Genomic DNA, 13,076 nt, shown 5'->3' with positions numbered 1-13,076 from the left:
ACGCTATTTCTGATATGTGATCACAAATTGGATTCTAGGAATCACATTGGCGAGCGTCAACAGGATTGGGATCGGGGTCTACCCGTAGACCGGGCGCCCACTGCGGTGCAGCAAAAATAAAACGCCGAGGCGCAGGCCCCGGCGTTCATCGTCCGGCAGGCGTCCACCCGGACGCCTGGCAAGATCAGTACGTCATCCGCACGCCCAGCAGCACGCTGCGGCCGGGCAACGGCGCCACCGACGAGATGAACGAGGCGTGGTTGTATGCCAGCTTGTTCAGCAGATTGGTGCCGCGCAGATACACCTCATAGCCCGTCTCGCCGTAGCGGCCGCGATACGCCACCACGGCGTTGACCTGGTTGTAGCCGGGCGTGCTGCTTTCGTAGGACGCGATGTCCTTTTGCGAGAACACGCGCGCATATTCCACGCCGCCCGACCACTGCTGCCACGTCACGTTGCCGCGCACGCCGGCACGCGCCGCCGGGATGCGCGGCAGGTTGCCGTCGCCGCCCGTCAGCTTGCCACGCACGTAGTCGCCGAACACCGCCGCCGAGAACACCGGCGTGAATTGATGGCGCAGTTCGCCTTCGACGCCCGTGAACTCCGCGTCGCGCTGGGTGTATTCAATCAGGCGGAAGTCTTCATAGCGGTCCAACGTATTCGCGTAGATGTAGTTCTTCACGCGGTTGTGGAACACGCTGGCCGAGAACGTCGTGTCGCCCGAGTGCTTGCGCAGGGTCAGGTCGATGTTGTGCGAGGTCTCACGGCCCAAGTCCGCATTGCCCAGTTCATAGGTATTGGTGGCCAGGTGCACGCCGTCCGCATACAGCTCTTGCGCGCTGGGCAGGCGTTGCGACCGCGACAGCGACAGCGCGACCGAATACTGCGGCGCGAAGTCCCAGATGGCGGCGGCCGACAGCGAGGTGCCCGACATGCTATTGCGCGACGCCCCGCCCGACGGCGAGATGCGCTGCCAGTCCTGGCGCGCGCCCACTTCAAAGCGCCAATCGTTCAGCTGGTATTCCTCCAGCACGAACAGGCCGTTCGTGCGCGTCTTGCTGCGGGGCAGGAACGCCTCTTCGCCCTCGGCGCGGAAGTCGCTGTAGGCGTTCTGCACGCCCACCACGCCGCGCCATCCGGCGATGGGCTTGTGTTGCAGTTCCACGCGCAGGTCGTAGCCCTTGTTCTTGAAGCGCGTGCCGACTTGGCCGCCTTCGATTTCATCGTGTTGGTAGTCGGTCAGGCCGCCACGCACGCGGATCTTCTCAAAGCCCGCGAAGGGATCCTGATATTCCGCACGCAGATCCAGACGATTGCTGCGCAGCTTCACGTAGGGCGTGTCACCGCCCTCGTGCTCGTGATCATGATCGTGCCCTGCTTCTTCTTCTCCATGGCCATGGTCGTGACCACCGCAATGCAGATGCGAGCCGTGCGGATGGCAGCCTTCGTATTCGTGGTTGTGCCCAGGCAAGCCATACTTGCTTTCCAGGTGCGTGAAGGCCAGGCCGACATAGCCGCGCGGGGTGATCCACGACATGCCGACCGAGCCTTGCGTGGATTCGCTATACGAGCCCGCGAGCTTGCCGCCCGGCCAGTCGGGCACGTCGTAGTCACTGGTGCGGCGCTTCATGCCTTCGACACGCACGGCGAATTGGCCTTCGCCCGCCGTGATGCCCACGGCCCCGGCACGTTCCTTGGTGCCGGTTGCCCCGCGCAGTTCCGCTTCGGCCTCGATGCCCTTCTCCGGCACCGCGGTCGGGATCTTCTTGTCCACCACGTTGACGACGCCGCCAATCGCGCCGCCGCCATACAGCAACGTCGCCGGGCCGCGCAGTACTTCAATGCGCTCTGCCAGCAGCGGCTCGACGGTCACGGCGTGGTCGGGCGAAATGCTGGAGGCGTCCATCACGTCCGAACCATCGGACAGGACTTTGACGCGCGGCGCGGTCTGGCCACGGATCACCGGCCGGCTGGCGCCGCCGCCGAAGGTATCGCTATTCACGCCGGGCAGGTTCTTCAGCGTCTCGCCCAAGGTGCCGGTGCGCTGTTCGATCAGCGTGGCGCCCTCCAGCACGGAGGCAGGCAGCGTGGTGCTGTTCAGATCCAGGCCCAGCGGGTTGGCCGACACGGTGATGGGAGCCAGTGTCTTGGCGCGGTCAGGGTCCGTTTCGCTCTCTGCCTGCGCCACAGGCGCGATCAGCATCAATGAGCAGACCAGCGGTTTCAATGCGCCCCGGCGGCGTGCCCGCCCGTTGCCCGCCCCGCCGCCTGCCCCGCTACCCCCAAGCTTCTTGCCTTTCATTTTCGCTCTCTCGGATGTTATATCATTACAAATAGCTGACGAATGATATAACATTTCAAGATATGCACAAGAGCATGGCGACAAAGTGGGCAGGCGCCTGCGTCATGCCGCATCACGCCCGGATGTTGCCGTTACTGCGGAACCGGCTGGCTGCGTTCGGCGATTCCGCCCGCAGCCAGCCCTGGCTTTCCGATCAACCCGCCTTGAATTCCTTGTTCCAGAATTCCAGCATGTCCGCCTTGCCTTCCGTCAGGCTCTTCAGATCGTAGGCGTGCAACAGCTTCACTTCCGCGTCGGAGAAACCCACGCGCTTCAGGTTTTCCGGCAACGAGGCATTGGTCACCGTCGGCGCATAGCCCATTTTTTCGGCGAAGCCGATCTGGCCTTGCGGGTCCAGCATGGCGTTCAGATATTCCCATGCGGCGTCCTTGTTGCGGCTGTTCTTGGCCACCCCGGCCTCGAACGACACGGGCACGGAGCCTTCCTTGGGAATCACGAAACCCAGCGGCAAACCGCTGTCCTTCCATTGCAGCGCGCGCGCCTTCCACATGCATGCGATGGAGATTTCGCCCGACTTGAAGGCGGCGGCCACGGCCTCGTTGGACGGGTAGATGCGCGGCGCGTTGGCCTTGAGCTTGGTCAGGAAGCGTTTGCCGCCGTCAAAACTCTTGGTGTCGCCGCCCGCGCCCAGGCCCACGAAGACCGCGTTGTACAGATACAGGATGTCCGAGAAGCCGACCTGTCCCTTCAGCTTGGGATCCAGCAAGACCTCCAGTGAATCCGGCGGGGTCGGGAACTTCTCGGTGTTGTAGACGAGCGTCATCGCGCTGAAGATGTGCGGGATCGAATACGCCGTCTTCAGCGCACCAATGGCGTGTGCCAGATTGGGCAACTTCTTCGCGTCGATGGGTTCCAGCGTGCCCGAGCGCTCGGCGTCGTACATATCGACTTCGCCCAGCAACGCCACGTCCATGCTGCCGCGCCGCGAGTTTTTCTCGGCGCGCAGCTTGGTCACGCGACCCACGGCGTTACCGGTGTCATAGACGACCTTCACGCTCTGCTTGGCGACGATGGGGTTGATGATCTGTTGCAGCAGGTTCTGGTAATCGCCGCCCCAGGTCCCCACTACGATTTCTTTTTCGGCGGCGTGCGCCATGCCTGGCACCCAGCCCAGCGCTGGTGCCAGCGCCAGACCGGAGGCGGTCTTGATGAAGCCACGGCGAGTCAGGTTTTTGTCTTGCATAACAACCTCGTATCGAAGGGGAACTGACGACTTGCTACGGTGCGGATGCGCGGTCGGCTGTGCCCGGCCGCGCATCCCGGGTTCTGAAAACGTTCAGGCCAGCATTTCCACGGGCGCGTGGGGTGCGGACGCCCGGATCTCGCTGGCCTCGATGTCGCGTGCGATCACGATGATGGCGTCCGGCGCATCTGGTTGCCGGACCAGCCGTTGCGGCACGCTGAAGGTGGTGCCGACCGACTGGATCAGGATGGGCTCCACGCATTCCTTGACGCGCACCACGGCCTTGACGCGCAGCAGGCGTTCGCCGCACAAGCCCGCCAGGTTATCCAGCCATTCCGAGAATTCCGTCCAACTGATACCGGCTTGCGCGCGGGCCGCCATCACGCGAATGCGCGGATGCGCGGCGCGCGGCTCGCCCGCCCTCAACATCCGGGCGGCCAGCCCCGCCAGGTCGGCCACGCCTTGCGATGGCGCGAACGCGGTCTGCACGGCGCGCGCACGATCCGGGTCGGCAATGACGACGGCCAGCGGGTTCAAGGTCGCGGCGCGCGCCGCGCGCGGTGCCAGTCCTTGCGGCGCCAGCAGGTCCGTCTTCGTCAGCACGATGCGATGCGCTGCGCCGAACTGCGCCATCGCTTCGTCCATCTCGGCCAACGCATCGGGATCACGCCCGCAGTCGTCGGTGCAGACCACCGTCAGGCGCAAGCCGCGGCTGGCCAGTTCGGGGTCCGCCAGCGATGCGATGATGGGTCCGGGGCGGGACAAACCGCTGCATTCCAGGATCACGCGCTGAAGCGGGCCGGCCCCCTCCGGGCGGGGCGCGTCCAGCAATGCACTCAGCGTGTAGACCAGATCGCTGCGCAGCGAGCAGCACACGCAGCCATTGGCCATCAAGGTCATCGGCACGTTGTCGCTGTCGTTGGCGACGATGGCGCCGTCCACGCCGATCTGGCCCGCTTCGTTGACGATCACGCCCGTGTCCTTTGAGGCGGGATCACGCAGGTAATCGACCAGCAGCGTGGTCTTGCCGCTGCCCAGGAAACCGCACAACAGAAACAGGTCGATGGCCATGTCAGGGAGCCTCTTGCGGATCGTCGCAGGGCGAACCGGCGGGAGATCCACCGAAGGGCGGGCGTTCGCCGTCGGGGTCTTCCGCCCAACTGTCCCGCACCATCGCCCGCACATCCGCCAGCAGCTCAGCCGTGTCATACACCACGCCGGACTTGATGGTGGTACGCAGGCACCGCTGCCATTCCACCTTGGCCGTGTCGTCGTTCAAGCGCATGGCGCCCGTGCCGAACAGCAGTTTGAAGTCCGTCAATGGGTTCTGGTCATGGATCAGCAGGTCGGCGCGCTTTTGCACATCGATGGAACCCGTGTCGTCGTCAATGCCCAAGAGCGCCGCGCTTTGGGACGTGGCCGCGCGCAAGACTTCGACAGGGTGAAAGCCCGCTTCCTGCAAGAGTTCAAGCTCGCGCACGAAGCCGAAGCCGTAGATCTGGAAGATGAAGCCCGAATCGCTGCCCGCGCAGACGCGGCCGCCCAGGTTCTTGTATTCGTTGATGAACTGCATCCACAGCCGGTAGTTCTGCTTCCATTCGATTTCGTTGGTGGTGCTCCAGCGATACCAGTACGCCCCGTGCCCGCCGCGTTGCGGCTGGAAGTACTTCCAGACGGCCTTCCACGTGTATTCGTCGTGCCAGTCCGCGCGGCGCGCACGCATCAGATCCCGGTTGGCGTCATAGATGTTGAAGGTGGGCACGAAGGTGTGGCCAAGTTCCAGGAACTGATCCATCACCTGACGCCACTTGGCCGACCCAGGTTGAGCGGCCTGCATGAAGGTCTGGCCAGCCACGGCGAAGCGGTAGTACTCATCGCTGTAGTTGTAGTCCGTCGGGAAGGACTGCACCACGCGGTCCTCGAACAGCGCTTCCGGCAAGCCGTAATAGTGTTCGGAACTGGTCAAGCCCCAACGGGCGGACTTCAGCGCGTTCACGCGCGTGACCGCCATCTGCGCATGGTGGCAACCGGATCTCAAGCCCCATTGCGCCGCTTCATCCAGCGCCGCTTCCATGATGGCGGGCGGGGCGCCGAAGAACTTGATCCCGTCTGCGCCACGCGCCGCCAGCTTGCGCACCCATTCGCGACCCTGCTCGGGCGTATGGATGGTCTTGACGCGATCATTCACGGCCGGGAAAACGGAGTGCACGATCATGCGCGGCGCGGCGATCTTGTTGGCGGCGGACAGCTCCCGCTGTTCCAGCGTCCAGCCCAGCCCGCCCATGGCCCCCATCTCGCGCACGGTCGTCACGCCATGCGCCAGCCACAACTTATAGATGTAGTCGGCGGGCGGAACAATGCCGCTCATCGCGTGATACGGGGTGCCGATGTGCGCATGCGCGTCCACGAAACCCGGCGTCACGAATTTTCCGTGGCAATCGATCTCGTGGTCGCCCGGCCCGGGGCGGCGCTTGGGGTCGATGGCCTTGTGCGGCGTGCCCACATTGACCAGCGCCGTGATCCGGTCGTTTTCGATCACGATGTCCACGGGCCCCCAGGGTGGAGCGCCGGTGCCGTCGATGATCGTCGCGCCGCGCAGGATCAGCCGCGGGAATGGCCCCAGGCCGCGATCACGCGATGCCGGGGCCGACGGCGGATGCCAGCCCTTGGCGGCATTGACGTCACGGGATTCCTCACCAACCTCGGACTGCGAAAACGTGGGATCGCTCATGGCGCTTACACCCCCAGTGTGTTGTGTTCGATGACGCCGCCCTTCATGATCAGGGCCAGATGCTCGCCCTGCCCCAACAGGCAGGACAGATCACGATACGGATTGCCGTCCACCAACAGCACGTCCGCCAGGGCACCCGCCTGGATGCGGCCCAGCTGGCCGACCTGGTTCAATACCTCGGCCGCGGTGGTGGTGGCGCACTGGATGACTTCCTGCGCGGACAGGACTTCATTGCGGATGCGGAATTCTTCGCTCTGCAAGCGCTGCGACGGCCCCAGCAGATCCGACCCATAACCGATCTTCACGCCCGCCTTCTTGTAGATTTCCAGCGAATGCAGCCCTGCCGTGCGCACGGTGGCGATCTTCGCCACCGAATCCGGCGGCAAGCCGTAGTCCGCGCCTTCGTTGGCCAGTGCCTCGTAGGTGACCAGCGTGGGCACCACGAACGCGCCTTTCTCCGCCATGAAGCGCGCCACGCGCTCATCCACCAGATTGCCGTGTTCAATCGTGCGCACGCCGTTGCGGATGGCGCGTTCGATGGCGTCTGCCGTGTACGAGTGCGCCATCACATAGGTCTGCCGGCTGGCGGCCTCGTCGACGATGACGCGGATTTCCTCTTCCGAATAGCCGAATGAGGCAATGGGATCCGTGGGCGATGCAACGCCGCCCGAGGCCATCATCTTGATCTGGTCCGCGCCCATCTGTAGTTCCTGGCGCACCGCCTTGCGCACATCATCGATGCCGTCGGCCACGCGGCCGATATCCCCTGCCCGGAAGCAGCAGCCGCAAAAGCTCATCGGGCGCAGGTGGTCGGAACGCGGACGCGGATCGCCATGGCCGCCCGTCTGGCTGATGGCGCGGCCCGAGATGAACAGGCGCGGTCCCTTGACCGTGCCTTCGTTCACCGCGCATTTCAATCCCCAGCCCGCGCCGCCCGCGTCGCGCACGGTGGTGAAGCCACGGCGCAGCATGGCCGCCATGATGGGCACGGCGCGCATCATCACCAAAGCGTCCGGCAACACGCCTTGCGTGCTGAGGTTCAGTTGCGTCGCCAGCACATGCACGTGCAGATCGATCAGGCCCGGCATCAAGGTGCGGCCCGCCGCGTCGATCACCTGCGCGGACGCGCTGCTCAGAGGCTTGTCCGACACTTCCTTGATGACGCCGTCCTCGACCAGCACATGGTGGCCTTCCAGCAGATCGGCCTGCAAGGGATCAAGCAGGTTCGCGTTCTTGAACAATACGGATGCCATGAGAGTTCCTTGTTGTGAATTCGGAATCAAGACGCCATGGTCTTGATGTAGCGTCGATGGATCAGCCAGTTTGAGAGCAGCGCGATGACCAGCGTGCCGCACACCAGGATGACGGCCAGCGCGGCGCCGAACGGCCAGTTCGATGCCCGCGTGATCTGGTCGTACAGCGCGGGCGCCATCATCGTCAGGCCGGAACCGCCCAGCAGCACCGGCGTGGCGTAGGCATTCATGCAGAGAATGAACACCAGCATCGTGCCCGCCGCCACGCCCGGCGCGGCGATCGGCAGCACAATGCGGCGGAACGTCGTGAAGAAGCCGGCCCCCACGTTGCGGGCGGCCTCCTCCACCGACAGATCCATGCCTTCCAGCACGCTTTGCAACGTCAATATCAAGTAGGGCATGACGACGGCCGTGGTGCCAATGACGACGGCGGTGGGCGTGTACATCATGCTCAGCGGCTTATCGATCAGCCCCAGCCCCTGCAACACCGCGTTCACCACGCCCGCGTTGCCCAGCGCCACCATCCAGCCCGCCGCGCGCACCACGTTGCCCACCATCAGCGGGAACACCAGCAGAATCACGAACAGGCTCTTGTATCTGCTTTGCGTGCGGGCCAGGAAGTAGGCCACGGGAAAGCCCAGCACCAGTGCCAGCACGGTGCACAGCCCCGCTACCCACAAGGTGGTCAGGAAAATGTCGCGGTAGTAGGGATCGCCGAAGAACTTGGCGTAGTTCTCGAAGGTGAAGGCGGTCTGCATCAGATCCGCCGGGTCAAACTGGTTGAAGCTGTAGCGCGCCAATTGCAGGATGGGGACCATGATGATCACCAGCACCACCAACGACGCCGGAAACGCCAGCCCCGGCCCCAACCAGCGGCTGGGCCGCCCGTCTTGTATCGCGGTTGTCATGGCGGCTCCTATTGCGTGAAGGCCACGCAGTCTTCCGGCTCGAAGCACGCATAGACGCGCGTGCCCGTTGCCGGCTGCGCGCGTCCCGCGCCGCCGTTGACGATCTGGCTGATCATGCGGTTGCCGCCTTCCAACTGCACGCGCACCTCCAGCACCGAGCCCAGGTACAGCGACGATTCGACCACTCCCACCAGCGCGTTGCCCCCGGCGGGCTGCGCAGCCAGACGCACCCGTTCGGGCCGCACGCCCACGTGCGTGGCCCCCGCCCCACCCGGCGTGGCGATGCGTTGGCCCGCGTCAGTATGGAATTGGTTGTCGGCCTGGCCCCGGCCCGTGAATACGTTCATCTTGCCCAGGAAGTCGGCCACGAACAGATTGGCCGGACGCTCGTACAAGGTATCGGGCGCCCCCACCTGCTGCACGATGCCGTCGTGCATGATGGCCATGCGGTCTGCGATCGCCAGCGCTTCTTCCTGATCATGCGTGACGAACACCGTCGTCAGACCCAGGCGTTGCTGCAAGGAGCGGATCTCTTCGCGCACTTCCAGACGCAGCTTGGCGTCCAGGTTGGACAGCGGCTCGTCCAGCAGGAACACCTTGGGTTCGATGGCCAGCGCGCGCGCGATTGCCACGCGCTGCTGCTGGCCGCCTGACAACTGGCGAGGAAAGCGTTCGCGCAGTTCGGTCATGCGAACCATGTCCAGCACGCGCCGTATCTTGGCGTCGCGGTCGGCCTTGGGCACCTTGTGCATTTCCAGGCCGAACGCCACGTTCTCGGCCACCGTCATGTGCGGGAACAGCGCATAACGCTGGAACACCATGCCGGTATCGCGCTTGTGCACGGGCAGCCGGGTCACATCGGTGTCGCCGATGCGGATACGCCCGGCGGTAGGGGTGATGAAGCCGGCGATCATGCGCAGCGTGGTGGTTTTTCCGCAGCCGCTGGGGCCCAGGAATGTCACCAGCTCGCCTTCGGCGATCTCCAGTGAAAAGTCCGATACCGCGACCGCAGCGCCGAATTGCTTGCGGATATTCTCGATTGAGACCTTCGCCATTTCTTACACCACCTGACTGAGTTTCACGTAGCGGTCGGTCACAAGCATGATGATCCCCAACAGCAAGATTTGCACCGAAGCCACCGAAGCGATGGTCGGATCCAGATTGAATTCCAGGTACTGCATGATGGCGATCGGCAGCGTCGTCTTGCCCGGCCCCACCAGCGACAGCGATAGCTCCAGGTTTTCAAACGACACCACGAAGCTGAACAGTGCAGCCGCCACGATGGACGGCCGCAACATCGGCAGGGTCACGCGCAGGAACGCCACGGGCGCGCTGGCCCCCAGATTGCGGGCGGCTTCCTCGATGGACCCGTCCAGCCCCGCCATGCCGGCCGTGACCAGGCGCACCGTCCACGGAATCGTCAGGCAGACGTGCGCGATGACCAGACCGCCGAAGGTGCCGACGATGTCCTGGTCCAGCACCTCTTCGGCGCGCAGGTAGAACAGATAGATGCCCACGCCCGCGACGATCCCGGGGATCAGCAGCGGCGACAGCAGCAGAGTATTGACGCCCTTGCTGCCCTGGAAGCGGTAGCGCGCGATGCCGACCGCAGCCAGCACGCCCGTCACCACGCCAATCGCGGCCGCGACCAGCGACACTTGCAGGCTGAACAGGAAGCCGTTGGCGAACGCAGGGTTCTGCCACGCCTTCACGTACCAGGACAGCGTGTAGCCAGACGGGGGGAAATAGAGGATGGCGTCTTTGAAGAAGCTCAGCCAGACCACCAGCACGATGGGGCAGAGCATGAACGCATACATCAAGACGACAAAAACACGGTGCAACCACGTTGCCCACGGGATCACGCGAATAGGCTTGACCCGGGCGGCCGTGACGGCCGAGTTCAAAGGAGGCGTGCTATGCAAATCCTGTTTCCTTGTCAGCGAGGTGCCGGCTCGGTTTGAAACTCCTCCGGTTGGAACTCTTCGGTTCGCTCGGTTAACCCAAGCATATCGACGGGTTGCTGCTCAGCTCAACTAGGGATAACCCAACACTACCCGCCACTCACGGGTAATCCCTGCCGCATGCGGAAAACAGGTGCAACCCGCCGCAGCGCAACAGCGCTGGCGGGTGCAACCCGGGAATACAGGATCGTGCTTGATGAAGGCCGAAGGCCGCCCTTACCGGGCCGCCTCCAGCCCGCATAGCGCTTGCAGAACGGCCACTCGGCTTTGCCCCAGCACCATGCCGTGCCAGTCGTAGGCGTGGCAATAGAAGGCGTCCTGCGTCGCTTGCAGGATGTCGCGGCGCAATGCCGGCTGCGCGTCTGGGTGGGCGCGCAGCCAGTTGCGGCCCCGCAGCGCCAACACCACATCGTCGAAGGGCACGGTGCCATATTCCAGCGCCATCAGCGTCGGCGACGCCTCGGGACACACCTGATAGATCAGGCCCGCCAGATGACCCGTGATATCCACCGAGGCCGAACTGCCTTGATACGGCACGGCGATATCCGCGCCCCACCATTGCCGCGCGCGCGCCACTTCCGCATCGTCGCGCCGGCCGGCGTAGATTTTTTCGCCGTGGCCGCGCGGCCCCAGTCCGGTATGCACATCAATCCAGCCGATGTGCGCATAGCCATTCGCCTGGGTTTCCAGGATGCGCCGCAAATTCACGAGCGATGCCGCAGGCGCCGCGCCACCGTAGAACAGGCCATCGGCATGCGTGTACTGCCCACGTGATACGGCCTGCGCAAAAGCCGCCTGCCCGTGCTCGGCCACATAGCGCGCGATGTCCCGCTGGTTTGCGTCCGAGGGTGGCCACTCCGCTGGCAGCAGCAGCGGATGCAGGTCGCCGTAGCCCGGATTGGCGGGCAGCGGCTTGCCGTCGAACGGCTGGGCGTTGCGGTTCAGATCGACGTTGCCTTCATCCGTGCGGGCGATCCATGAAAAGCCGTAGGGATTCACGGCATGCACCAGCAGCACGGCAACGCCCGCCTGACGAGCGCGCTTGAGCAACGCGGCATCGTCCATCAAGGAAAACTGGCAACCCGCGCCGCAAAAGCCTTCCACGCCGTGCGTGGCGGAGGTCATGATCAGCAGACGCTGCGCATCCGGCCCGCCGATCAACGCCACATCCGTGGCCAATGCCTCGCCTTCGCTGCCCATGGCTTCGATCGGGTAGGACTGCACCGCCGCGCCCAGGCGTTCGGCGTCGGACAGAAAGCGCTGACGCGATTCGGCGTAGCTTCGGGGAAAGTAGCTGGTACTGCTGGGCATCATGCCTCCTGCTCGTCGATTGCATGGCCGGTGCGATCCTGTATCCAGAACAGCACCACGGTGGAAAGCGTCACGGTCACCATCAAATACCAGGCGGGCGCCATGGGGTTGCCGGTCACATGCAGCAGCCACGTCACGAAGAACTGCGCAAAGCCGCCGAAAACAGAGATACCCAGACCATACACGACGGACATCCCCGTCGTTCGCACCGCTTTGGGGAAGAGTTCAGGCAGCATCGTGATGACGGGCGCCGTCTGCAATGCCAGCAAGACGGCCAGCAGCGCGATCACGGTCATCAGCCGAGCCGTGCTGGGCGCGGACACCAGCCACTGAAAGCACGGCAGCAAGGCGCACACCGTCGCCGCACGCGACCAGAAGATCACCTTCTTGCGCCCCACGCGGTCGGCCAACATGCCCACGAACGGCGCAATCAGGAAGCCGATGGCGCCCAGCACCACGCTGGCGAACAACGCCGACGTGGCGGGCAGGCCCAGTTCCTTGTTGGCGTAGGCGGGCATGTAGAAGCCAATGATCTGGGCGCACACCATGCCGCCGATCACCAGCAGAATGCCCTTGACCACCTGCGCCTTGTGCGCCGAGAACACCAGGCGCAGGGGTTGGTGGCCGGATACGGCGCGCGCGCCTTGGGGAACGTTCGCGGGTTCCAGCGTTTCTTCCAGGTTGCGGCGGATATAGGCGCCGACCGGTACCGTCAGAATGCCGATCACGAACGGCACGCGCCAACCCCAGGCCTGCATCTGTTCCTTGCTGAGCGCGGCGGTCAACAGGGCCACCGTCAGCGCGCCCAGCATCACACCCAGCGACTGGCTGCCGAACTGCCAGCTGGAATAGAAGCCACGCTTGTCCACGGGCGCGTGTTCCACCAGCAAGGTGGTCGACGCGCCGACCTCACCGCCTGCGGCAAAGCCCTGGATCAGCCGCGCCAGCACCATCAGCACCGGGCCCGCCACGCCCATCTGGGCGTAGGTGGGAGCCACCGCGATCAGCGCGCAGCCCAGCCCCATCAGCCACAAGGTCAGCGTCATGGCGGCACGCCGGCCGTGCCGGTCGGCGTACGAGCCGATCAGCATCCCGCCCACCGGCCGCATCAGGAAACCCACCCCGAACGTCGCCGTCGTCAGCAACAACTGGCCGTAGCCGGACGCCGCCGGGAAGAACAGCGGCCCGATGACCAGCATCAGGAACGTGAAGACCGTGAAGTCGAAGAACTCCAGCGCGTTGCCGATGGTGGTGCCGGCGATCACGCGCCGACGCATCGTGGACGAACGCGGATCCAACCGGCCAGGCGCGGCGGCGATAGCGATAGACATGGTTTCCCCTTGATGTCTGTTGCCGGGGCGGTGGTC

General features: G+C 64.6%; 10 protein-coding genes. All 10 read right to left on the bottom strand.

From position 1 onward, the window contains the following. Positions 1-184: 184 nt before the first annotated feature. The 10 genes from HV753_RS24755 to HV753_RS24710 all read right to left on the bottom strand — a co-directional run bounded on the left by HV753_RS24755 (position 185) and on the right by HV753_RS24710 (position 13,040). On the bottom strand, positions 185-2,203 hold the full coding sequence (locus HV753_RS24755; RefSeq protein WP_246288389.1) for a TonB-dependent receptor domain-containing protein: 2,019 nt from the start codon (positions 2,201-2,203) through the stop codon (positions 185-187). A 292-nt stretch (positions 2,204-2,495) separates the two neighbouring features. After that, the gene (locus HV753_RS24750) at positions 2,496-3,545 is read right to left on the bottom strand and encodes an ABC transporter substrate-binding protein (protein ID WP_175177221.1); all 1,050 of its coding nucleotides are present in this window, start codon (positions 3,543-3,545) and stop codon (positions 2,496-2,498) included. 93 nt (positions 3,546-3,638) lie between these two features. Next, positions 3,639-4,616, bottom strand: a complete 978-nt coding sequence (locus tag HV753_RS24745; protein ID WP_175177220.1) for a CobW family GTP-binding protein — start codon at positions 4,614-4,616, stop codon at positions 3,639-3,641. Between the two features lies 1 nt (position 4,617). Further along, a complete protein-coding gene (locus tag HV753_RS24740) occupies positions 4,618-6,276 on the bottom strand; it encodes an amidohydrolase family protein (protein ID WP_175177219.1) in 1,659 nt (552 codons plus the stop codon). A 5-nt stretch (positions 6,277-6,281) separates the two neighbouring features. After that, entirely contained in the window at positions 6,282-7,529 is a 1,248-nt protein-coding gene (locus HV753_RS24735; RefSeq protein WP_175177218.1) for a metal-dependent hydrolase family protein, read from the bottom strand. A gap of 26 nt (positions 7,530-7,555) precedes the next feature. Then, the gene (locus HV753_RS24730) at positions 7,556-8,437 is read right to left on the bottom strand and encodes an ABC transporter permease (RefSeq protein WP_175177217.1); all 882 of its coding nucleotides are present in this window, start codon (positions 8,435-8,437) and stop codon (positions 7,556-7,558) included. Positions 8,438-8,445: 8 nt separating this feature from the next. Continuing rightward, positions 8,446-9,492 carry an ABC transporter ATP-binding protein gene (locus tag HV753_RS24725; protein WP_175177216.1) on the bottom strand — a complete coding sequence of 349 codons (1,047 nt, stop codon included), beginning with the start codon at positions 9,490-9,492 and terminating at the stop codon, positions 8,446-8,448. 3 nt (positions 9,493-9,495) lie between these two features. Beyond that, positions 9,496-10,359, bottom strand: coding sequence for an ABC transporter permease (locus tag HV753_RS24720; protein ID WP_246288383.1), 864 nt, complete (start codon positions 10,357-10,359; stop codon positions 9,496-9,498). A gap of 255 nt (positions 10,360-10,614) precedes the next feature. Continuing rightward, a complete protein-coding gene (locus HV753_RS24715; protein ID WP_175177215.1) occupies positions 10,615-11,712 on the bottom strand; it encodes a M14 family metallopeptidase in 1,098 nt (365 codons plus the stop codon). Continuing rightward, the gene (locus HV753_RS24710; RefSeq protein WP_175177214.1) at positions 11,709-13,040 is read right to left on the bottom strand and encodes an MFS transporter; all 1,332 of its coding nucleotides are present in this window, start codon (positions 13,038-13,040) and stop codon (positions 11,709-11,711) included. Before HV753_RS24710 ends, HV753_RS24715 begins: the two co-directional genes overlap by 4 nt. Positions 13,041-13,076 lie beyond the last annotated feature (36 nt).

It is taken from the genome of Achromobacter pestifer (genome assembly GCF_902859625.1).
Lineage (GTDB): Bacteria > Pseudomonadota > Gammaproteobacteria > Burkholderiales > Burkholderiaceae_B > Achromobacter > Achromobacter pestifer.
This window is presented reverse-complemented; position numbering and strand designations above follow the sequence as displayed.

Bases quoted from the DNA above. Each gene is read 5' to 3' on its own strand.
- HV753_RS24735 (WP_175177218.1), bottom strand. From the start codon at position 7,529: ATGGCATCCGTATTGTTCAAGAACGCGAACCTGCTTGATCCCTTGCAG.
- HV753_RS24730 (WP_175177217.1), bottom strand. From the start codon at position 8,437: ATGACAACCGCGATACAAGACGGGCGGCCCAGCCGCTGGTTGGGGCCG.
- HV753_RS24755 (WP_246288389.1), bottom strand. From the start codon at position 2,203: ATGCTGATCGCGCCTGTGGCGCAGGCAGAGAGCGAAACGGACCCTGAC.
- HV753_RS24740 (WP_175177219.1), bottom strand. From the start codon at position 6,276: ATGAGCGATCCCACGTTTTCGCAGTCCGAGGTTGGTGAGGAATCCCGT.
- HV753_RS24750 (WP_175177221.1), bottom strand. From the start codon at position 3,545: ATGCAAGACAAAAACCTGACTCGCCGTGGCTTCATCAAGACCGCCTCC.
- HV753_RS24710 (WP_175177214.1), bottom strand. From the start codon at position 13,040: ATGTCTATCGCTATCGCCGCCGCGCCTGGCCGGTTGGATCCGCGTTCG.
- HV753_RS24745 (WP_175177220.1), bottom strand. From the start codon at position 4,616: ATGGCCATCGACCTGTTTCTGTTGTGCGGTTTCCTGGGCAGCGGCAAG.
- HV753_RS24715 (WP_175177215.1), bottom strand. From the start codon at position 11,712: ATGATGCCCAGCAGTACCAGCTACTTTCCCCGAAGCTACGCCGAATCG.
- HV753_RS24725 (WP_175177216.1), bottom strand. From the start codon at position 9,492: ATGGCGAAGGTCTCAATCGAGAATATCCGCAAGCAATTCGGCGCTGCG.